The sequence below is a fragment of the Streptomyces sp. NPDC059443 genome (assembly GCF_042750105.1).
In the GTDB taxonomy this organism is placed as follows: Bacteria; Actinomycetota; Actinomycetes; order Streptomycetales; family Streptomycetaceae; genus Streptomyces.
Window position 1 is genome coordinate 30964 of sequence record NZ_JBHYVM010000014.1, and the last position, 21631, is coordinate 52594.

18 protein-coding genes are annotated in these 21631 nt (G+C 70.8%); 6 read left to right on the forward strand and 12 right to left on the reverse strand.

The features are described 5' to 3' along the window. Positions 1-315 precede the first annotated feature (315 nt). Both ACFXDJ_RS15930 and ACFXDJ_RS15935 read left to right on the forward strand, forming a co-directional pair. Positions 316-630, forward strand: coding sequence for a hypothetical protein (locus tag ACFXDJ_RS15930; RefSeq protein ID WP_384849235.1), 315 nt, complete (start codon positions 316-318; stop codon positions 628-630). Positions 631-824: 194 nt separating this feature from the next. After that, positions 825-1232 (forward strand): SsgA family sporulation/cell division regulator, encoded by a 408-nt coding sequence (locus ACFXDJ_RS15935; RefSeq protein WP_384660731.1) that lies wholly within the window; start codon positions 825-827, stop codon positions 1230-1232. A 61-nt stretch (positions 1233-1293) separates the two neighbouring features. Here the strand turns inward: ACFXDJ_RS15935 and ACFXDJ_RS15940 are convergent, their stop codons facing one another. Next, positions 1294-2031, reverse strand: coding sequence for a flavodoxin family protein (locus tag ACFXDJ_RS15940; protein WP_384660729.1), 738 nt, complete (start codon positions 2029-2031; stop codon positions 1294-1296). 108 nt (positions 2032-2139) lie between these two features. Between ACFXDJ_RS15940 and ACFXDJ_RS15945 the strand changes: the two genes are divergently transcribed. Beyond that, complete coding sequence (locus ACFXDJ_RS15945) at positions 2140-2724, forward strand: PadR family transcriptional regulator (protein ID WP_384660726.1); 585 nt, start codon at positions 2140-2142, stop codon at positions 2722-2724. Between the two features lie 73 nt (positions 2725-2797). Here the strand turns inward: ACFXDJ_RS15945 and ACFXDJ_RS15950 are convergent, their stop codons facing one another. After that, a complete protein-coding gene (locus ACFXDJ_RS15950; protein WP_330298674.1) occupies positions 2798-3010 on the reverse strand; it encodes an EF-hand domain-containing protein in 213 nt (70 codons plus the stop codon). Positions 3011-3264: 254 nt separating this feature from the next. On the opposite strand from ACFXDJ_RS15950, the gene ACFXDJ_RS15955 reads away from it, so the two are divergent. Together ACFXDJ_RS15955 and ACFXDJ_RS15960 are read left to right on the forward strand one after the other, a co-directional pair. Beyond that, the gene (locus ACFXDJ_RS15955; protein WP_384660723.1) at positions 3265-3993 is read left to right on the forward strand and encodes a tRNA-dependent cyclodipeptide synthase; all 729 of its coding nucleotides are present in this window, start codon (positions 3265-3267) and stop codon (positions 3991-3993) included. After that, positions 3974-5242 (forward strand): cytochrome P450, encoded by a 1269-nt coding sequence (locus ACFXDJ_RS15960; protein ID WP_384660720.1) that lies wholly within the window; start codon positions 3974-3976, stop codon positions 5240-5242. Before ACFXDJ_RS15955 ends, ACFXDJ_RS15960 begins: the two co-directional genes overlap by 20 nt. A gap of 67 nt (positions 5243-5309) precedes the next feature. Here ACFXDJ_RS15960 and ACFXDJ_RS15965 read toward each other — a convergent pair whose 3' ends face one another. The 8 genes from ACFXDJ_RS15965 to ACFXDJ_RS16000 all read right to left on the reverse strand — a co-directional run bounded on the left by ACFXDJ_RS15965 (position 5310) and on the right by ACFXDJ_RS16000 (position 15177). Then, the gene (locus tag ACFXDJ_RS15965; RefSeq protein WP_384660717.1) at positions 5310-6497 is read right to left on the reverse strand and encodes a YncE family protein; all 1188 of its coding nucleotides are present in this window, start codon (positions 6495-6497) and stop codon (positions 5310-5312) included. After that, positions 6494-7291, reverse strand: a complete 798-nt coding sequence (locus ACFXDJ_RS15970) for a polysaccharide deacetylase family protein (RefSeq protein ID WP_384660715.1) — start codon at positions 7289-7291, stop codon at positions 6494-6496. Before ACFXDJ_RS15970 ends, ACFXDJ_RS15965 begins: the two co-directional genes overlap by 4 nt. 400 nt (positions 7292-7691) lie before the next feature. Further along, positions 7692-8195, reverse strand: a complete 504-nt coding sequence (locus ACFXDJ_RS15975; RefSeq protein WP_384660712.1) for an ATP-binding protein — start codon at positions 8193-8195, stop codon at positions 7692-7694. A gap of 239 nt (positions 8196-8434) precedes the next feature. Next, a complete protein-coding gene (locus ACFXDJ_RS15980) occupies positions 8435-9202 on the reverse strand; it encodes an enoyl-CoA hydratase/isomerase family protein (protein WP_384660710.1) in 768 nt (255 codons plus the stop codon). A 104-nt stretch (positions 9203-9306) separates the two neighbouring features. Continuing rightward, a complete protein-coding gene (locus tag ACFXDJ_RS15985; RefSeq protein ID WP_384660707.1) occupies positions 9307-10539 on the reverse strand; it encodes an Ig-like domain-containing protein in 1233 nt (410 codons plus the stop codon). Between the two features lie 127 nt (positions 10540-10666). After that, entirely contained in the window at positions 10667-11407 is a 741-nt protein-coding gene (locus tag ACFXDJ_RS15990; protein WP_384660704.1) for a L,D-transpeptidase family protein, read from the reverse strand. A gap of 189 nt (positions 11408-11596) precedes the next feature. Beyond that, positions 11597-13843, reverse strand: a complete 2247-nt coding sequence (locus ACFXDJ_RS15995) for a choice-of-anchor A family protein (RefSeq protein WP_384849238.1) — start codon at positions 13841-13843, stop codon at positions 11597-11599. Between the two features lie 137 nt (positions 13844-13980). Then, positions 13981-15177 (reverse strand): Ig-like domain-containing protein, encoded by a 1197-nt coding sequence (locus ACFXDJ_RS16000; protein ID WP_384849241.1) that lies wholly within the window; start codon positions 15175-15177, stop codon positions 13981-13983. Between the two features lie 357 nt (positions 15178-15534). Between ACFXDJ_RS16000 and glgX the strand changes: the two genes are divergently transcribed. Further along, on the forward strand, positions 15535-17745 hold the full coding sequence (glgX, locus tag ACFXDJ_RS16005) for a glycogen debranching protein GlgX (RefSeq protein WP_384658754.1): 2211 nt from the start codon (positions 15535-15537) through the stop codon (positions 17743-17745). 52 nt (positions 17746-17797) lie between these two features. Here the strand turns inward: glgX and ACFXDJ_RS16010 are convergent, their stop codons facing one another. Both ACFXDJ_RS16010 and ACFXDJ_RS16015 read right to left on the reverse strand, forming a co-directional pair. Further along, positions 17798-18475 (reverse strand): hypothetical protein, encoded by a 678-nt coding sequence (locus tag ACFXDJ_RS16010; RefSeq protein WP_384658742.1) that lies wholly within the window; start codon positions 18473-18475, stop codon positions 17798-17800. An 83-nt stretch (positions 18476-18558) separates the two neighbouring features. Beyond that, entirely contained in the window at positions 18559-21333 is a 2775-nt protein-coding gene (locus ACFXDJ_RS16015; RefSeq protein WP_384849244.1) for a LamG-like jellyroll fold domain-containing protein, read from the reverse strand. Positions 21334-21631: the final 298 nt, after the last annotated feature.

Consider the following 21631-nt stretch of genomic DNA (forward strand, 5'->3'; position numbering starts at 1 on the left):
GGGGCGACATTCATAATCTGTGCCCCCCCTCCCGCCCCCGATCCCCGCCGCCCCCCGGCCCGCGCCCCCATCCCCCGCGGGGGCGCGCCCCCCCCCCCGCTTGGGTGGGTTACGCCAGTAACTGAGTTCGAGATTGGGGGGGATATGAGGTTTGGGTGTGAGTTGGTCACGCTTGAGGGGGAACAACCAGGTCTGGGCTGGTTTCTTGATGATCACCTGCGCGAGGGTGGAGGTGCGACGTCGCGTCCACACCCCCGGCGGTTCGGCCAACCGTCTTGGACCACAGCCCTTTTGCTTAACCGGAGGACTTCAATCATGGCAAGCACCCGCAGCATCCGCGTGATGGCGGCTGTCGCATCGCTCCCCTTCGCCTTCGCGCTGCTCTCCGGCGTCGCCCGGGCCGACAACGGGGCCGGTGCGGCCGGGACCGCGTCGAACGCGGCCCTCGCCGACATCCTCGGCAGCGGCGTAGGCGGCAGCAACCTCGGCAACTCCTCCACCGCTCAGCAGGTCGCCTCCGGCTTCGGTGCGTCCAACCAGAACAACGGTGCGCAGTCCAACGGTTCTGGCTTCACCGCCATCGGCCAGTCCAACTCGCACGAGTCCTTCATCTACAACCCCCTGCCGTAGCCCGTATCACCCCGACGAACGCGACGAGCCCGCCCCTTTCCGGGGCGGGCTCGTCGCGTTCTTGTCACGTTCGGGAGAAAACAGGCCGAGGGACCCGTCCGGATGGGACCTTTGCCCCGCGGATGAGGCCCTCGGGTGGACTAGCTTGCCCGAGTGGGTGTGTTTTCCCGACCCCCGAGAGAGAGGCGGCCCGTATGACCGGCACAGAACACCGGGTCCTCCCGCTCCAGCTGGAGGCCGCCCCCGCTCCCATTCCGATGCGGGGCGTCTTCGTGTACCGCACGGACCGCCCCTACGAGATCTCCCTCGACTTCGAGGGCGCGGGACTCCACCTCGCGCACTGGGTGTTCTCGCGGGAGCTGCTGCTCGACGGTCAGACCTGCGCCACCGGGGAGGGTGACATCCAGGTGTGGCCGCGCTGGCAGGGCACCGAACCTCGGATCTGCCTCGCCTTCAGCAACGGCAGCCAGAGCTGCGTGGTGTCCGCCCGCGCGAAGGACGTGCGCGAGCTGTGCCGGCGGCTGACCGCGATGGTCCCGCGCGGCCAGGAGCACCGCCACTACGACCTCGACGCCGAGCTGGACGCCCTGCTGCCCAGGTGAGGTACCGCGCGGGGCCGGTGCGGCCCCGGTGATCCTGGGGGGGGTGCGTGGTGGCCGGGGGTCAGCGGTGCTCGGGGTTGGGGAAGTCGAAGCGGCAGCCCGCGTCCCATTGCGAGCGCTGGTTGCCGTGCGCGGGGATCCCGCCGTTCCGTTTGAGCAGGGCCGCCAGGTGCATGAGGTTCCAGCTCATGAAGGCCGTGTTCCGGTTGGTGAAGTCGTTCTCGGGGCCGCCGGAGCCGGGGTCGAGGTACGAGGGTCCGGGCCCGGCCTCCCCGATCCATCCGGCGTCGGCCTGCGGCGGGATCGCGTAGCCGAGGTGCTGGAGGCTGTAGAGGATGTTCATGGCGCAGTGTTTGACGCCGTCCTCGTTCCCGGTGATCAGTGCCCCGCCGACGCGCCCGTAGTACGCGTACTGGCCCTGCTCGTTCAGGATCGAGGAGCAGGCGTAGAGCCGCTCGATGACCTGCTTCATCACCGAGCTGTTGTCCCCGAGCCAGATCGGGCCGCACAGCACGAGGATGTCGGCGTCCATGATCTGGCTGTAGAGCACCGGCCACTGGTCCTCCTCCCAACCGTGCTCGGTCATGTCCGGCCAGACGCCCGTGGCGATGTCGTGGTCGACGGCCCGGATGAGCGAGGTCCGGGCTCCGGCGGCCTCCATCACGGCGCGGCTCTTGGCGATCAGGCCCTCGGTGTTGCTGGGCTCGGGGGACCGCTTGAGCGTGCAGTTGACGTACACGGCGGTGAGGTCGGAGTAGTCCACGCCACCACCCTCGGCGCCGCCGGGCGCGACGGCCACCGGACCGCATCCATCCGGGAACGGGCCCGGGCCCGGAGCAGGGCGGCGTCGCCGTGCTGGATCCGGCCCGAACCCGTGCTGGATCCGGCCCGAACCTAGGATGGCCGCATGTCGCTCCCGCACGCCATCCTCACCGCCCTGCTCGAAAAGCCCTCGTCCGGGCTGGAGCTGACCCGGCGGTTCGACAAGTCGATCGGGTACTTCTGGTCCGCGACGCACCAGCAGATCTACCGCGAGCTCGGCCGGCTGGAGGACGCCGGGCTGATCCGGGCGCTGCCCAGCGAGGTGCCCGTACGGGGGCAGAAGAAGGAGTACGAGGTACTGCCCGCCGGAAGCGCGGAGCTGGCCCGGTGGGTCGGCGACAGCCAGGACCCGAAGCCGATGCGCGACCCCCTGCTGCTGCGGATCCGCGCCGCGGGCGTGGTCGGACCGCAGGGACTCGGGGTCGAGCTGCGGCGCCATCTGAACCTGCACCGGAGCCAGTTGGCGGAGTACGAGGCCATCGAGGCGAAGGACTTCCCCCCGGGCCGGGACTCCGTCGAGGACCGGCTGCGCCGGCTCGTCCTGCACGGCGGGATCGCCCTGGAGAGCTTCTGGCTGACCTGGCTGGAGGAAGCGCTCGCCGAGGTCGAGGACATGGAAGCCGAGGGCATGGAAGCCGAGGTCTCGGAAGAGGCCCGGGGCACGGCCTGACCGGCCCCGCGCCCTGCCCCGGCAGGGGGGCGGGCGGGGGGCCGGCGGGACGGCGCGGGGCCTGTCCCGGGGCTTACTTGTTCAGGGAGGCCCAGAACTCGTCGAAGCTCAGCAGGCCGTCGCCGTTGGTGTCCTTGGCGGCGATCACGGCTTCCGCGACCGCGCCGGTGACGTACGCGTCACCCATCGCCTTCATGGCAGCGCTGTACTCGTCGGCCGTGACGAAGCCGTCGCCGTCCGCGTCGAACTTGCCGAACGTCGCCCGTGCGCTCTCGATGTCCGCCACTGGGTCCACCCCTTCTTGGTGCTTGTTGACCGGCTCAGGGTAGCCGCACCCGGACACCCCTCCCGCGCCGGGTCCCGGTCGGGCGGCAGATATGAATTCAATTACCCTTCCGTAGGGTGGAATATATAATTACTGCCAACAATTCCAACTTCCACTTGTCACGCTCCGGGATCACGGCATAACGTACCGGCATTGCCGCCACACCAGGAGCGCAGGGCTCCCAGGGACTAGTGGCAACAAGGGCGATCACACAGATGACGATCCATGCTGACGCATCATTCGAAGTTCTGCCCTTCACCCGCACCTGCCGCCATATCTGGGAAGACGGCGACCACGTGCTCATCGGAGTGAGTCCTGGAAACAGCTACTTCAGTTCCGAGCGCATCAGCAGTCTCGCCCGATGGGCCACGGCCCGCTTCGCACAGGTGGACTTCGTCTACGCGGACCTCCACGTGGACCGGATGTTCGCCGCCTTCGGCTACACCGAGGAGCACGCCGGAAAGCGTGCCGCGAAGGAGATAAAGGCGGTCCGGCGCAGGATCCTCAAGGGCGTCGAGGAATCGGGGAACCCCAGCGTCGAGATCCGCGTGAGGGCGCTTTCGGAGTTCCTGGGGAATCCCGTCTACCAGCTGCTCCACCGGCGCGTTCTGCATTTTCTGGAGACCGACGACGAGTTCCGCAAGGGCTGCGAGGAAATGGCCTTGCATTTTGTCGGTTCGAAGTTGCCGGAAGGTGAATCGATCACGGACTCGCAGTTGCGGGTCTGCTTCGATTACATGGCAGCCGAACTGCCCTTCTTCATCGACACCCCCAGCATTCTCGACGTGCCGTCCTCGGTGGCGGCCTACCACGTCAAGATGCCGCTGACGGACGTCCTCTTCGCCCGCGGCGGGGGACTGCGCGCGACCAGGAACCAGGCTTATGCCGTCGTAAGGCCCACCTCACCAGCCGAAGGGACCGCCGATGACCGTCGAGCAGCTTGAGGGCGCCGGGCAGGGGCAGCCACAGGGACAGGGTCCGACCCGGACCGGCGAGCCGCTCCTCGACTTCCCGCTCTCGCGGCGCGGTGACGTGCTCCCCGAGGAGTGCGCCTGGCTGCGCGAGAAGGCTCCGGTCGCGAAGGTCCGTACCCTCACCGGGGATCCGGCCTGGCTGGTGAGCAGCTACGCGCTGGCCAGACAGGTGCTGGAGGACGAGCGCTTCAGCCTCAGGGACACGGCGAACGCCGGCGTACCGCGCCAGTACGCGCTGACGATCCCGCCCGAGGTCGTCAACAACATGGGCAACATCAACAGCGCCGGACTGCGCAACGCGGTCATGAAGGCGCTCAATCCGCGGCAGAAGGGCCTGGCGGACCGGCTGCGCGCCGCGGCCGGGGAGCTCATCGACGGGATCGTGGCCGAGGGGGGTCCCGCCGACCTGCGGGCCGGGTTCGCCGATCCGTTCTCGGCGGCCCTGCACTGCCAGGTGCTGGGGGTGCCGTTCGAGGACTGGCGGCGGCTGATGTCGGGGCTGGACGTCGCGTTCATGACCGCGCGCGAGCCCTTCCCCGACTCGGCGCTCAACTGGTACAAGGACGTCGGCTACTTCGCCGAGCGGCTCCGGGTCCAGCTCGCGCTGCCCGCCGAGGAACGTACGGGGCTACTCGGCACGTTCGCCGGGCTGAGGGAGGCGGATCCGGAGTCGGCGCACCTGACCGACGACATGTTCGCCACCGTCGCCGTCTCCCTCTTCGGCGCCGGCGCGGTCTCCACCTCCGCGTTCCTGACCCTCGCGGTCCTCGCGCTGCTGCAACGGCCCGAGCTCATCGGGTACCTGCGCGCGCACCCAGAGCGCATGGGCAAGGCGGTGGACGAGCTGCTCCGCTGGAACCTGTCCGTCGGCGACGGGCTGCCGCGCATCGCCATGGCGGACGTCCAGGTCGGCGAGGTACTGGTCAAGGAGGGGGAGCTCGTACTCGTCCTGCTGGAGGGCGCCAACTTCGACCCGGCGGCCTTCGAGCACCCGGACGAGCTGAACCTGGAGCGCGAGAGTCCGGGCGCCCATCTCGCCTTCGGCGCCGGACGGCACTTCTGCCCGGCGACCGCCCTCGCCCGGGCGCACGCCGAGATCGCGCTGGAGGTGCTGGTCGAGCGGCTGCCCGGGCTGCGGCTCGCGGTGCCCGCGGAGAACCTGGTGTGGCGCACCGGCTTCATCAAGCGCCTCCCGGAGCGGCTCCCGGTCGCCTGGTGAGGGGCGCGCCCCGGGAGCCCGTACGCACGGAGCTCCCGGGGCGCCTTCGCGGCGCGCACCGGGCTTCCTACCGGAAGATGCCGGTGTGGCCGAGCGAGTAGCGGCCGGGCTGCGGGTACACGGCGAGGCCGTGGGGGCCGCCGCCCACCGGGATCTTGGCGATCTCCTTGCCGGTGACGGTGTCGATCGCGTAGACCTCGGAGTTGTAGCGGCCCGAGAGCCACAGCACCTTGCCGTCGGCCGAGACCCCGCCCATGTCGGGGCTGCCGCCGTCGGGCAGTTCCCACTTCTTCGTCAGCTTGTTCTGCTTGAAGTCGAAGACGGAGATGGACCCTTCGCCCCGGTTGGAGACGTACATCTCCTTGGAGTCGCGGCTGACGTACAGCCCGTGGCAGCCCTTGCCGGTGGGCAGCAGCTTGGGCTCGTCGAACTTGTCGCCGCTGAGCACCCACATGCCGTGCGCCATCATGTCCGCGACGTAGAAGGTCTTTCCGTCCGGGGAGACCTTGACGTCCTGCGGCATCGCGCCCTCGAACGGCAGCTTCTGCTGGCCGATGACCTCCATCTTCTCGGTGTCGACCTTGAGCAGCTCGCCGGAGAACTCGCAGCTCACGATGAAGTAGCGGCCGTCGGCGGAGAAGTCGGCGTGGTTGACGCCGAAGCAGCTCACCGGGACGGTCTTCACCCGGTCCATCGTGTGCGGGTCGCGGAAGACGAGTTCCTTGTCCATCGAGGCCATGACGATCGCGTACTTGCCGTTGGGCGTGAAGTACAGGTTGTACGGGTCGTGCACCTCTACGGGCGGGCCGGCCTCGCCGGTGGCCGGGTTGATCGGGGTCAGCGTGTGGCCGCGGTTGTTGTTGACCCAGAGGGTCTTCATGTCCCAGGAGGGGACCACGTGCTGGGGCTGGGCGCCGACCGGGATGGTGTCGATGACCTTGTACGTCACCGGGTCGATGACCGACACCGTGTTGGAGGTGGTGTTCGGTACGTACACGCGGGACGGGAAGTCCTTGACCACCGGGGAGAGCTTGTTCGGCCGGTCGGCGGCGTACACGTCGTTGGGATCGAGGAGCGGCGGCATCCCGGCCAGGCCCGGCGGCACGGCCGGTACGGCCTTGGCGGGTACGGCCGGCCCCTTCGAGCCGAGCGCCTCGGCGGGTCCCTTGTCGGCTGATCCGCAGCCGGCCAGGGCGGCGAGGACCAGACCGGCCAGCAGCGCGGTGGCCTTGCGGGGAAGTCGGGTGGTCGTCATGGGGTCAGCAGCTCCGTGGTGGTCACCGCGCGCAGTTTGCGGCGCGCGAGTTCTTCGAGGAGGGGTGGCATCGCGTCGACCGTGTCCGCGTAGCCGAAGTGCAGGCTCACCACCGATCCGCCTTGGATCGTGCCGATGACGGTGCGGATGACGGCCGCGGCACCGGGCGAGGTGAAGTCGAGGGAGTCGACGTCGTACGAGAGGACGTGCGGGTAGCCCGCCCGCTGGGCCAGTTTTCGCACGAGCGGGGTGGCGTACTGGGTCTGCGACGGCCGGAACCAGGTGCCGATGGACCCGGTGAGCCGCTTGAGCCGGTCGGCGCAGCCGGTGATCTCGGCGTACGCCTCCGCCTCGGGCATGGTGTTGATCGCGAGGTGGCGCTGGGTGTGGTTGCCGAGCTCGTGGCCGCCGTCGAGGACCCGGCGGGCCATCTCCGGGTGGGCGTCGAGCCAGGTTCCGATGGCCAGTACGGTGACCCGCGCGCCCGCCCGCTCCGCCTCGGCGAGGACCGCCTTGGCGATGGCGGGGTCGCCGTTGCCGTGGAAGGTCAGCGCGACCGCGGGGCGCCCGCGCGGGCCGTTTCCGATCTCGACGGGCTGTCCGGCGAACCGGCGCGGTGCGGGGGCCGCCTTGACCGGTGCCGCCTTGACCGGGGCGGGTTTGTCCGGGGCGGCCTTCGCGGGCGGCGACGGTGTCACCGGACGGCTGCCCGTACCGCAGGCGGCGGTGAGGGCACCGGCGGCGACCGCCGCGCCGGCGAGGAGAGCGGATCGGCGGTCCGGGTAGCAGAGCACCTGCCTATTTAAGGGGCGGATGCCCCTGTAAGTAATGATTGACCCAATTCGGGACCTTCGATCAATCCGGCCCGACGGGGGGTCCGTCCGCTATGTGGTCAACGATTCACTCATAGCGATCGATACTTATTCATTGATTACGAGGCCAGTGGCCCATCTCACCTAAGATTTAGGTAGAAACTCTTACTATTTGCACACTTATGCCCGACTTGGGACTTTTGGCATTTGGTCCCTCTTCTGCCATAGTCGGAATCACGGCTTCCCGTTGACCCGAGCGAAGTCCCTGCCGAGGATCACACCCCCTTCGATCCTCGGCACACCCATGAAACCCCCACAGCGCCCCACCACGGCGACCGGGGGTTTCTGGCGTTCCAGGGGGCGGCGCTCCAGGGGCAGGCGGTCAGCGGTCGGCCACCCGCATCTCGAACCAGGTGATCTTCCCGCGCGGCAGCAGGTCCGCGCCCCAGCGGTCCGAGAGCTTGTCCACCAGGAAGAGCCCCCGGCCGGTGGTGTCCAGCTCGTGGACCGGCATCAGGCAGGGCAGCCCGCGCGAGGGATCACGCACCTCGACGCGGATCCAGCCGCGGCGCCTGAGCATCCGTAAACCGAAGGACCGGGCCCCGGTGTGCCGGACGGCGTTGCCGACGAGCTCCGAGACCAGCAGGACGGTGTGCTCGGCGATCTGCGGCGAGAGCCCCCAGAGCCGCACCACCACGCACTGGGCGAGCCGGCGGGCCGTGCCCGCCGATTCGGGCATGGACGGCAGCGTCACTTCCGCCTCGGCTGGATTCCCGTACAACTCCAGCAACTTGAGGCCCTGTTCGTCTTCCGGGGCCGCCGTGAGCCGCACGGCGGAAGCGCTGCTGCGCTGCCGCGGCTGTTCCACACCCTCCAGACCCGCCATGCACCCATCATGGACGGCCGGTACGGCCGTTCGGGCCGTTCCGCAGGAAAACACCCCCCGGAATCATGGATTCCAAGGGGGTGTCTTGGCATATGCGTTTGGCAATCCGGATGCCACCGCACCGACCCTGACCTGCGGTAACGCACCGCACGGAGGTGATCACCCTGAGTGGATCACTCATTCTCCTTAAGGTTCCCTTAAGGCCTGGCTAATCCACCCACAGGGAGGACCGAGCGGTCTCAGAGGAACTTGGCCTTGCCGGGGCCCTCTTCCACGAAGCTGCGCATCCCGCGCTCGCGGTCCTCGGTGGCGAACAGGCCCGCGAACCAGTTGCGTTCGATGGTCAGCCCGGTGTCGATGTCGGCCTCCAGGCCCGCGTCCACGCACTCCTTCGCCGCGCGCAGCGCCAGGGCCGGGCCCTGCGCCAGCTTCGCGGCCCACGCGTGCGCCTGCTCGTACACCTCGGCGGCCGGCACCACCCGGTCCACGAGGCCGAGCGCGAGCGCCTCTTCGGCCTTGACCATGCGGCCGGTGAAGATGAGGTCCTTGGCCTTGGAGGGGCCGATCAGCCGGGACAGCCGCTGGGTGCCGCCGGCGCCCGGGATCAGACCGAGCAGGATCTCGGGCTGGCCGAGCTTCGCGTTGTCGCCGGCGATCCGGTAGTCGGCGCACAGCGCCAGCTCGCAACCGCCGCCCAGGGCGTAGCCGGTGACCGCCGCGACCACGGGCTTGGGGATCCGGGCCACGGCGGTGAAGGCGTCCTGCAGCCCGCGGGACCGGGCGACCATGCCCGCGTGGTCCATCGTCTGCATCTCCTTGATGTCCGCGCCGGCCGCGAACACCTTCTCGCCGCCGTAGAGGACGACCGCACGCACGTCGGTCCGGTCGGTGGCCTCCACCGCGAGCTCGCGCAGCCGGTCCTGGGTCGCGATGTCCAGGGCGTTCATGGGCGGCCGGTCCAAACGGATGGTGCCGACGCCTTCGGAGACTTCGAGAGAGATGGTCATACGGGAAGGTTAGCGCCGGTTAACGCACGTGCGCCCGGTGCTGTGGGTCACAGCACCGGGCGCACCCGGACTCCGTACGACGGAGGACTACTTGACGCGGAGGACTACTTGATCCACTCGGCCCAGTCCATGTTCCAGCCGTTGAGGCCGTTGTCGGGGGCCACCGTCTTGTCCTTGGAGTTCTTCACGATGACCACGTCGCCGATCAGCGAGGTGTTGTAGAACCACGCCGCCGGCTGGTCGTCGTCGCCCGCGCCGCGCACGTCGCGCAGGCCCACGCAGCCGTGGCTGACGTTCTCGCTGCCGAACGTGCTCGACGAGGCCCAGTAGTTGCCGTGGACGAAGGTGCCCGAGTTGGTCAGGCGCATCGCGTGCGGGACGTCGGAGATGTCGTACTCGCCGCCGAAGCCGACCGTCGCGCCGTTCATCCGGGTCACCTTGTACTTCTCGCTGATGACCATCTGCCCGTTGTACGTGGTGTTCGCGGGGGCGCCGGCGGTGATCGGGATGTTCTTGACCACCTGGCCGTCGCGGACGACCTGCATCTCGTGCTCCGCGGCGTCGACCGTGGTGACCTGGGAGCGGCCGATGGTGAAGGTGACCGTACGGGTCTGCTTGCCGTAGACCCCCGGGCGGCCTTCGACCCCGTCGAGTGCGAGCCTCAGGGTGACCTTGGTGCCGGCGGCCCAGTACTTCTCGGGGCGGAAGTCGAGGCGGTCGTTGCCGAACCAGTGGCCCTCGACCGGTACGGCCGGCTCGGCCGTCACCGTGATGGCCTTCTCGACGGCCTCGGGGTTGGTGATGCCGCGGGAGAAGTTGATCGAGACCGGCATGCCCACGCCGACGGTCGCGCCGTCCTCGGGCGTGTACTGGCCTATGAAGGTGTTGGCCGGGGTGAGGGTCGTGAACGTGGTGTCCTTCGCGGACTCCCGGCCGGCCTCGTCCTTGGCCACCGCGTGGACCTTGTACTCGGTGGCGGAGGCGAGGTTGCGGGAGGGCTCCCAGCTCGCGCCGTCCTCGGCGAGCTTGCCGTCCACCGCGTTGCCCTTGGTGTCGGCGACGGTCACCGTACTGAGCTTGCCGCCGGTGCTCGATATCTTGAGGACGCCGCTGGTGGCGACCTCCTTGGCCCCGTCGTCCGGCTTGATGCTCACGACGGCCTTCGACGCCTCGGTGCCGGTCGTTCCGGTACCCCCGTTGCCACCACCACCGCTCCCGCCGGCGCCACCACCGTTGCCGCCACCGCCACTGCAGGCGGTGGTGAACAGCAGGGCCGCGCCCAGCAGGAGGGCCGGCAGGCCGGTGCGGGCGCGGCCGCATATCGGCTGCAGGTTCACTCTTGTTCTCCCCATGTCCCCCGCGCGCGGGCAGTCGCGCGCTTATTGCCAGGAAATCACAGGCGGGGATCACGGGATGGCACGAACGTGTCACCGTTCCGTCCCAAGAGTCGGGGTTGTCGGCGTGTCAGCCCTCGGTGCCGGGCTTGGTCCCCCATACGTAGACGGCATCGCCCTCGGTGAGCAGGTCCCACAGCCGTTCGGCGTCGGGGACGGAGAGGTTGACGCAGCCGGCGGAGCCGCCGTGGGCGTAGAGGTCTCCGGGGCGTCCGTGGAGCGCCTGGCCCTCGTCGAAGAACTGGGCGTAGGGCATGGGGGCGTCGTCGTAGAGCGTGGACTTGTGGTCCTTGTTGCGCCAGTAGACCTCGTGCCAGCCGGGCCGGGTCTCCTCGTCGTCCCGGCCGGTGCGGACGGGTACGGGCGGGAAGACGACCGTGCTGTCGCGCTGGACCCAGAGCAGCTGCCGTGCCAGGTCCACGCAGGTCACCCGGTGCGGGCGGACGGGGCAGCCGTGGTCCGCGTTGGGGTTCGCGCGGGCCGCCACCGCGACCATGGTCCGGTAAGTGGCCAGTCCGGCGTACCCGTCCGCGGGCCGTACCCCGTTGTTCTGCTGGAACTCGCGGATCGCCGCGCAGTCCCCCGCGTCCTGCACCCCGTCGGCCTTCCGCCTCAGGTACCCCTCCATCTCCCGCTGGTAGGGGCCGGTCCCGGCGGTGCAGGCCGCCGCGGGGGCGGAAGGGGCTCCGGCGTCCGTGTCCGCCCGGGCCGCCGCGGCCGGGGCCGCCGGGCCGAGGGCCGCCGTCGCGAGGATCGCGGCCGTGAGGGCCGCCCTGGCCATCGCGCCTGCCGCCGCGTCGGCTGTGGTCATACGGGCCTCCTCGCGCCCGCCGGCCGGGCCGCTGGACCCGAGCCAACCGGAGCCGGGCGGACGCGGCGCGCCGGGTGCGCCGGTAGGGTCACCGGCCCACCCGGGCGGCCCACCCGGGCGGCCCACCCGGGCGGCCCACCCGGGCGGGCCGGCCGGGCAGGCCCGCCCGGCCGGGGAGCCCTCCGGGGATCAGCCGGTGCTGGGGTGCGGCTTGGGCGGCCTGGGCGGCTTGGGGCCCTTGCCCTTGCCCTTGCCGTGGTCGTCGCGCCTGTTGTCGAGGGTGATCACCAGGCGGTGGTCCGGGGTCTCCCCGTCCAGGTGGAGCGGACCGGTGACGCGGTTCGGCGGCAGGACGTAGCCCTCGGGGACGTCCGTCTCGACCAGGTAGTACCAGCCGTCCTCCAGGCCGGTGAACTCGCACACGCCCGCCCCGTCGGTGGCGCAGCCCGAGGACACCTTGTGGTCCGGGTTGATGCCCCGGGTCTGGAGGCCCTCGGTGTTGTTGGTCTCCTTCCAGACCTCGAACACCGCACCGTGCAGCGGCTGCTTCGTCTTCCCGTCCTTCTTCAGGATCTTGATGGTCCCGTCGTGTTCGGGCTCCTTCGGCTTCTCGTTCGGGACGTTGACGGTGATGCCGGACCGCACGTCGTCCTCGCCGAGGTCGAAGGGGATGACCGGGTCCTTCAGCAGGTCGTAGCCGGGCGGTGCCTGCGTCTCCCGCCAGTAGTACCTCTCGCCGACCGGCAGCTGGACCGTGCAGCTGCCCTGCGCGTCGGTCGTGCAGGAGCCGGTGAGCTTCTCGTCCGGGTTGGGCTGCCCGGTCTGCAGGCCCGGGACGTCGTTGGTCTCGCGCCACAGCTCGAAGCGGGCCCCGGGCAGGAAGGCCCCGGTGTCCTTGTCGGACTTCCACAGCACCACCTCGGCGGCGGCCGGGATCTTCGCGTTGGCCATCCGGGCGCGCGCACCGGCGGAGGCGTTCTCCTCGGTCAGCGTCAGCTCGGCGATCGAGTTCTCGGCGAGCTCGTAGCCGGCCGGTGCCTTGGTCTCGCGCCAGTAGTACGTACCGACGGGGACGGTACGGGAGCAGATGCCGCTCGCCGGGGTGACGCAGTCGGCGCCGACCTTGGTGTCGCCGCCCGGTTGCCCGAACTGGGCTCCGCCGATGCCGTTGGTCTCGCGCCACAGCTCGTACGTGGCTCCGGCCAGCGGCCTGCCCGCGCCGTCCTCCTTGAGGACGGAGACCTGGCCCTCCACGGGCGGCACCGTCCCCTCGCAGTCCGGCAGGTTGCCGTTGAAGGGGTAGGCGTGGAACTCCTGGCCGCCGCCACCGCCCGCGGCGCTGGTGTGGGTGAGGTTGCCGGTGGTGAAGAACCGGCCGTTGACCCCGGGCACGGTGACGGTGGCGAGCGAGGCCGGTTCGCCGACGAGCACGCTGCCCTGGAACTGGCCGCTGCCCAGCAGGCGTACCGTCCCGGCGTCGGGGAAGTTCCACAGCAGCCGGGTGCGGTAGCCGTTCCACGCGTCGCCGGTGTCGGTGATCCCGCCGCTGAAGGTGCTGATGGTGCGGGCGGACCCGAGGACGTTGACCAGGACGGTGGCGTCCGACGGGATGCGGTCGAAGCGGATGCCGATGGCCCCGGTCCCGTTGGCGGCGGCGATGTCGGCGTCGAGGTTGAACACCTGGAGTTTGGAGGTGTTGTCGCCGGTGAAGACGGCGAAGCCGCCGGCGACGACGGCCGTGCCGGTCGTCGGGCGGGGCCGGCCGTCGACGCGTGCGTAGCACTTGCTGGCGTATTCGAGCCGGTCGCGCAGGCCGTCGTACTTGGCCACCGCGTTCGGGTCCCTGGTCAGGGTTCCGGTGACCCTGCCGGGCCCGGGGGCCTCGCCCGCGTGGCGGACCACGCCGGCGTCGGAGATCAGCCGCTCGCCGGCGGCGATGTGCACGTTGCCGCCGGTGGCCAGGTAGTCGGAGCCCGCCGGGGGGCGGACCAGGGAGCCGGCGCCGACGACGCCGATGTTGTAGGCCTGGCCCGCGGCGGGGTCCTTGTCCTGGTCGAAGCTGCCGAGGACGACGACCTTGCCCTCGGCTTCGGCGGCGCGCTCGCGGACGAGGAAGTCGCCGCCGACGAAGATGTTGACGCCCTCGTCGTAGCCCTTGGGGTCGTTGCCGACGTCGATCGGCGGGAACGGATCGGGGCACCGGGGTCCGATGCAGGGGCCGAGCCCGTCGGGCAGGGTGGCCCGCAGCGCCGGGGCCACCCGCATCTGGGCCGCGCCCGCCGGGGCCGCGCGCATCTGGGCCGCGCCCGCCTGGGCCCGCGGCTGCCCATCGGGGGCCGGCACCGGTGGGGCCGCCAGGGCCGTGGGAGCCCCCGCGGCCAGTACGGCCCCGATGGCGAGCCCGAGAGGCCCGAGGGTCCAGTTCCTTGCTGACATGACGCTCCGTCCGTTCCTGCGCGCTGCTGGCCTCCACAGGCTGGGCGGGGGGTGCGGCGCGGCGGACGAAGCGACACTCCCCCACTACGTCAAACCGGTAAGACAATCACTCGATTGCCCAGGTCGCAGCGCTGGGTTCAGCCGGTGGCGGAGCCGGCCACCCACGCCGTCCAGGACATGTTCCAGCCGCCCAGCCCGTTGTCCGGAGCCACCGTCTTGTCCTGCGAGTTCACGACCTCCACCACGTCGCCGACCATGCTGCGGTCGAAGAACCAGCCGGCCGGGGTGTCCGAGCCGCCGCCCTTGTTGTCGCGCAGTCCGATGCAGCCGTGGCTGGCGTTGGCGGAGCCGAAGGTCTCCGGGCTGGTCCAGTAGTTGCCGTGCAGGAAGGTCCCGGAGCGGGTGAGGCGCATGGCGTGCGGGACGTCGGGGATGTCGTACTCCCCGCCGAAGCCCACCGTTTGCCCGTTCATCCGGGTGACATCGAAGAGCTCCATCACCACCATCTTGCCGTTGTAGGTGGTGTTCTTGGGGGCTCCGGCGGTGATCGGCACGGTGGACAGCAGCTCGCCGTCGCGCCGGACCTCCATGGTGTGGGCGGCGGCGTCCACGGTGGAGATCTGGGAGCGGCCGACGGTGAAGCGGATGGTCTTGTCCTGGATGCCGTACGAGCCGGACGCGCCCTCCACGTCGCGCAGCTTCATCCTCACCGTGACCTCGGTGCCGGGCTTCCAGTACTGCTTGGGCCGGAAGTCGAGCCGCTCGTTGCCGAACCAGTGGCCCACCACTTCCACGGCCGGATCGGAGGTGACGGTGATCGCGCGCTCCACGTCGGCGCGCCGCTCGATGGACCGGTTGAAGCCGAAGGAGATGATCATGCCGGTACCGACGGTGGAGCGGTTCTCCGGCTTGAAGTAGCCGATGAACCGCTCCTCGGGAACGTAGGTGGTGAAGGTGGTGTGCCGGGCCTGGCGCCGGTTGTGCCCGTCGAGGGCGACCGCGTCCACCGTGTACTTGGCCGCGAGCGCGAGCCGTCCGGCCCCCGGGTCGGGGCTCCAGCTGAGCCCGTCGTCCGCGATGGCGCCGGGCACCTTGTCCTCCTGGGCGTCCTCCACCTTGGTGACCACGACCCGTTCGAGCCGGCCCTCGGGGACGCGGACCGTCAGCGGGCCCTCGGCCGGGACGCCCTTGGCGTTGTCGTCCGGGGTGATCCGGATCGCCTCGTCCGGTGACCTTGGTTTGCCGGGCAGCTGGATCTCGATCGGGGAGCCGCCGTTCTCCGTGCATCCGGTCAGACCTCCGAGGAGGCCCGCCCACACCGCCACGGCGGCCAATCCCGCCCCTGCCCGCCTCTTCAGATGAGTCACGTTCCTCCAACGACCGGGGCCCTCCGGGGGAAACGTGGGTGCGGCCCACGTTCCAGGCAGAACAGTCCGGGCAGAACAGTGGGAAGGACCAGACGGGGGCGGGCCCTGGCCGGGACGCCGGGGCCGCACTTCCCCCACCCCTGCCGGTACCGAGAGCCGTGGAGGCGGGCAGTGTCGAGCGCAGCCGAGCAAGAGGCGGTGGAAGCCGTCGCGGGTGAGGTAGGGAGCGGCGGGACGGCCGCGCCCGTTCCGCACGCGGACGAGCACGACGGGAACGAAAACGGGAACGGACAGGGGAACGGAAACGGAAACGGGCACCGCCAGCTGAACGGCCTGCTCAGGGGCCGTACGGCACGGGTCCGTACCCGCCCGGGACCACCGGTGTGGCCGGGCTCCTCGCATCCGCTGGGGGCCCGGTTCCACCGCGGCCCGGACGGCGCCGCCGGGACCAACTTCGCGCTGTGGGCACAGGGCGCGGAGGCGGTGGAGGTCTGCCTGTTCGACGAGGACGGGACCGAGACCCGGTGCGTCCTGACGGAGCTCACGCACGAGATCTGGCACGGCTTCCTGCCGGGCGTGCGCCCCGGCCAGCGGTACGGGTTCCGGGTCCACGGCCGCTGGGACCCGTGGACGGGGGCCCGGTTCAATCCGGCGAAGCTGCTCCTGGACCCGTACGCCCGCGCCGTGGACGGGGCCCCGGGGAATGATTACGGCACCCTCCCGCCGGAGGTGTACGGGCACGTCCGCGACTGGCCGCAGCAGTACATCGCGGACACCGTGCGCGACGACCGGGACTCGGCTCCGCACGTCCCCAAGGGGGTCGTGGTCCACGATGACGACGACTGGGCGGACGATGTCCGGCCGAAGACCCCGTGGGCCGATTCGGTCATCTACGAGCTGCACGTGCGCGGGTTCACGATGCGCCATCCGGGCATCCCCGAGCACCTGCGCGGTACGTACGCGGGCCTCGCGCATCCGGCGGCGATCGAGCACCTGACCGGGCTCGGGGTGACGGCGGTGGAGCTGCTGCCGGTCCATCAGTTCGCGCACGAGGACCACCTGCTGCGCCGGGGGCTGCGCAACTATTGGGGCTACAACTCGATCGGCTACTTCGCCCCGCACGCCGGCTACTCGTCGAGCGGCACGGCGGGCCAGCAGGTCGGCGAGTTCAAACGGATGGTCAGGGCCCTGCACGCGGCCGGGATCGAGGTCATCCTCGACGTGGTCTACAACCACACGGCGGAGGCCGGAGAGCTGGGCCCGACCCTGTCGCTGCGCGGGATCGACAACCGCGCGTACTACCGGCTCCAGTCGGACCAGCGCCGGTACGCCGACTACACGGGCTGCGGGAACACCCTGCACGCCGGGCGCCCGCACGTGCTGCGGCTGATCACCGACTCGCTGCGGTACTGGGTGACGGAGATGGGGGTGGACGGCTTCCGCTTCGACCTGGCGGCGGCGCTGGCCCGCTCGATGCACGACGTGGACATGCTGTCGCCGTTCCTCGCGGTGATCGCCCAGGATCCGGTGCTGCGCCGGGTGAAGCTGATCGCCGAGCCGTGGGACGTGGGCTCGGGCGGGTACCAGGTGGGGGCGTTCCCGCCGCTGTGGACGGAGTGGAACGACCGCTACCGGGACGCCGTACGGGACTTCTGGCGGGGCTCGCTGCCCGACGTACGGGATCTGGGGTACCGGCTGTCGGGGTCCAGCGACCTGTACGCGTGGGGCGGGCGTCGGCCGTACGCCTCGGTCAACTTCATCACCGCGCACGACGGTTTCACCCTGCGCGACCTGGTGAGCTACGAGTCCAAGCACAACGAGGAGAACGGGGAGGACGGCCGGGACGGGACCAACGACAACCGGTCGTGGAACTGCGGGGCGGAGGGGGAGACGGACGACGCGCGGATCGGGGCGCTGCGCCGCCGCCAGCTGCGCAACCTCCTCACCACCCTGCTCCTGTCGACCGGGGTGCCGATGCTGGTGGCGGGCGACGAGTTCGGCCGGACGCAGGGCGGCAACAACAACGCGTACTGCCAGGACAACGCGACGAGCTGGGTGGACTGGTCGCTGCTCTCGGACCCGTCCTGGCAGGGGCTGCTGTCGCTGACCCGGCGGCTGCTGGAGCTGCGCCGGGCCCATCCGGTGCTGAGGCGGCGGGCGTTCTTCTCCGGGAACCCGCAGGGCGCGGACGGGCTGCGGGACCTGGCCTGGTTCACCCCGGCGGGGGCGGAGATGACCGAGCGGGACTGGTACGCCCCGGCTTCCGCGGTGGGCATGTACCTGTCGGGGCGGGACATCCCGGGCCGCGACGAGCGGGGCCGGCAGGTGACGGACGACAGTTTCCTGGCGCTGCTCCACGCCGGGGACCGGCCGGCGGCGTGGGTGCTGCCGGGGGCTCCGTGGGCCTCGTCGTACGAACTGGTCCTGGACACCTCCGGGGAGGACCAGGCGGCGGCCCCCGCCACCCGCCACCGAGGGGGCGAGACCCTGACGGTCCCGGCCCGCGCGGTGCTGCTGCTGAAGGTGGTGGACTGAGCCGGCCGGCGACCGGGGCGCGGCTTCGGGCTCCCCCGGCCGCCGGGGTGCGTCAGGAAGAGGGGATCCAGGCGTAGCAGCCGCTGGAGACGAACTCCGCCGTGCCCGCCGGGATCGTGGTGGTGATCTTGTCGCCCGCCTTCGGCGGGGTCTGCGGGCCCGAGGAGAGGACGGCTCCGTCCTTGCCCCTGGCTTCCCAGCTGCACGTGGTACTCCGGGTCAGCGCGCGGTACGTGCCCGTCGACGGGGAGCGCTTCGTGCCGTCCGGGAAGCCCTGCCCGGCCGCCGCGAGGACCGGCAGCTGGTCCGGGCAGAGGAAGGTGATCGCGTCCTTCGCGCCCGGGATCTCCCCGGCCACGAGGGAGCCGACCGCCGCGTCCTGGTCGCGCTTCGCGGTGCGCTGCACCCGCTGGCAGGACTCCTGGCCGCCCTGGAGGACGGCCGCCGGGTCCGTCTTCTCGGGAACCCGCCCGCTCAGGTACCGCTTCTCCGCCGCGGTGAAGCTGCCCGTCTTCGGGGTGAGCCTGGTGTCCGGCAGGACGGGGCCCGTCGGCTTGGAGTCCGCCTCGGGCGCCGCCGGGGCGTCCGCCGGATCGGCGACCGGGGACGCGGCCGGCGGCTTGGGCTTCGAGACCGGGGCCTCGGCCCTGCCGTCCCCGCCCGCACCGCAGGCGGTCAGCGTCAGGGCGGCGGCCAGCAGGACGGCGGCCGCTGCGGAGCGTCGGTACATCAGGTGGCTCCCGTACGTATGAGAGGGGTGTGCGGAGCCCGGCCGTGCCGGCGGCCGGCCGGTCCCCGCACCGCGCCGAGCGGTCACTTCGCGCCGAAGGTGAGGACCAGCTGCGGCATCGCGTCCGCGGCCTTCGCCTCGGAGGACCAGATCCACAGCGGGTCGGTTCCCGTGCTCGTCAGGCCCAGGCTGTAGCTGGTGCCGAGCACCGCGGAGAGCGCTGCCGTGTCCAGCTTCGCGGTCCGCACCGCCGAGCCGTCCGGCACGCCCGCGAAGGAGCCGAGCGGGGCGGTGCCGAGGGTCGGCTTCGTCTTGAAGGTGGTGCCCGTACCGCTCCAGGTGCCGGTGACCGGGACCACGGAGACGGTGTCGGTCGTACCGGCACCCGTCGCCGTCGTGGTCTTGACCTGTAGCACGGCGGACTTCAGCACCTGGCCGGCCGGGGCCGCCGGGGTGTCGAAGCGCAGGTACGTCTCGTAGGCCGAGGTACCGCGCACCGCGAGCGAGGTGGAGGCTCCGTAGGCGGCGGTGGGTGCGCCCTGGTCGATGTAGGTGTCCTCGGTCGCGTTGACCTTGGAGACCGTGTCGGTGGGCGCCTGGGCCAGGTCGAAGTGGTTCTTGGCCTGGGCCTGGGTCAGCACCTTCGGGTAGACGGCCGTCTCGTCGATCTGGCCGGCGAAGAAGTCGCCGGCCGGCCTGGACGGCCAGCCGCCGAGGCTGTCTCCGCCGACGTGCCAGAAGCCCTCGAACTGCCGGGAGCCCGTGACTCCCAGCGTGCCCTTGGACTGGCCGTCCACGTACAACGCCATACCGGACGGGCCCTGCGTGGCGACGACGTGGTGCCATTTGTTGTCGTTGAACGTGTCCTGGGGACCGGTGGAGACGGTCTTCGCCCCACCGGAGTCGACGCCGAAGAAGATCCGGCCGGTGTCGGACAGGTAGATCTGCTTGTCGCCGTCGCTGCTGTTGCGGTCGGTGTTGTTGCCGAAGCCGACCAGCTTGCCGCCGCGCGTGGAGTTCGTCCTGAACCACGTCTCGATGGAGTACGAGCTGCCGACCGTCTGGCGGTGGTCGCTGTACACCTGCTGGCTGGTGCCGTTGAAGCCCATGGCCGTGCTGGCTCCGGTGACGGCGCCGGGGGTCTGGCGCAGCGCCGGGGCGCCCAGCTGGACGCCGCCGGTGTTGCCGCCGTCCGAGGAGTCGGCGACGTACGGGCTGACGGTGTCGTCGTAGCGCCAGTACAGGTTGGCGCCGTCCGCGCGGACCTGGTTCGGGTACGCGATCACCGAGTGCGGGACCGTCACCGAGGCGCCGGCCGACAGGGCGCTGGTGTTGCCCGCGGCATCGGTCGCGGTCACCTGGTAGCTGTAGGACACGCCGGCCTTGACCGTGGTGTCGGTCCACGAGACCTGTCGGCGCTGCCACTCCAGGGAGTCCGCGCTGACGGTGGCGACCGGGGTCGTCGAACCGTTGCGGTAGATCCGGTAGGTCAGCCTGCTGTCGTCCTGGTCATAGCCGGCGCGCCAGCGGACCTGGACCTCGCCGGGCCTGACGCTGGACGCGCTGGGGACCGGGGTGGTCGGGGCGCCGACGTCGCCGGTGGAGGCGAAGCGGGTCAGGGCCCGCTGGGGCCTTCCGTTGACCTGGGTGAACTCACCGCCCACCCACATGTACTTGGTGCCGTTCTTCTCCGCGATGGCCATCACGCGCGGGCCGATGTCCCCGCCGGGACCGTCGTCGGCGGTGGGGTGCCAGCCCAACTTCGCGGGGCTGCGCACGAATCCGCCCACGGGCGCGGGCGCGGCGCCCGGGTGGTCGGTCAGCTGGGCGAGGAGGGAGTTGCGCCTGCCGTCGGGGAACTGGCCCTCCAGCGAGCAGTCGTGCGCGCGCGAGGAGCTGTAGAGGACTCCGTCGTACGGCAGGACGAACTGCGTCGCGCCGAGGCAGCGGTCGCGCCACTTCTCGCCGAAGTCGGTGCCGAGGCCGATGCGGCCGTCGAAGGCACCGCCGCCGGTGCCCTCGTTGCCGGTGTAGTAGCCGGTGGCGTCGGCCGCGATGTGTGTGACGACCGAGTTCGGCGGGATGGTGCCGTAGGTCTTGCCGACGGCGCCGGTGGTGGCGTTCACGACGGCCAGCGCGTGGCTCTTGGCGCCGTTGACGGTGAAGAAGTCGCCGCCCAGCAGGACGTTCTTGCCGTCGTCGCTGAGTTCGATGGCGCGGCCGGGCTCGTCGGCGTTGGCGACGAAGGGCAGGAGCGCACCGGAGGCGGCGTCGACCGCGGCGAACCGCTCGCGGGGCGCGCCCTCGACGGTGCTGAAGTCTCCGGCCGCGTACAGGGTGTCGTCGGAGACGGCGAGCGCGCGCACGGTGGCCGGGAACCTCGGGTGGAACGAGGCTTTGGGGGTGCAGGTCTTGATGTTGATGGCGGTGAGGCTGGAGACGGGGGTGCCGTTGACGGCGCCGAAGTAGCCGGCCGCGTACAGGGTCTTCTTGTCCTTCGAGACCGTCAGCGCGCGCACGGTCGCGCTGCCTTCGTCGACGGTGAAGGAGAGCTTGCAGGAGCTCGGGGCTCCGGTCGCCGCGTCGAGCGCGACGAAGTTCACGGCTTCCTGCTCGGCTCCGCCGGCGCCGTCGGGCGGGCGGACGGCCGAGAAGGTGCCACCGGCGAAGACCGTGCCGTTGGCCTGGGCCATGGCGAAGACGGTGCCGTTCGGCTGCCACGTCGGCAGGTTGTCGGCGGTGAAGGCCACGGGCTGCGTGATGGCCGACGCCTGCGGTATCAGCACGAGGCCTATCCCGGTGCCGGCCCCGGCCAGCGCCAGGGCGAGGGCGGCAGCCAGCCCTCTGGATCTACGCATGAGCCCCCCAGGGCAATGGCCCGGTTTGAACGGCTGGAACTACCCGAACAGCCATACGTGCTGGCGCAGACCAGGGCTCGCGTGAGGGCGGAGGGTGCACTACGGACGTATGGCAGGTTTAGTCCGGCCACACCCGCGTACAGCTGCGCGAATGACCGGGACACGGCGAATCGTAGGTGAAATATATGGCCTCGGCGGTCAATGCGGACACCTGCCCCCCGCCCGTTGGTCCTCGGCCTGCCGAATGGCCGATTCGACTGTGGTCCCGGTGAATTCGGCCATCTGGACGCGACCGACC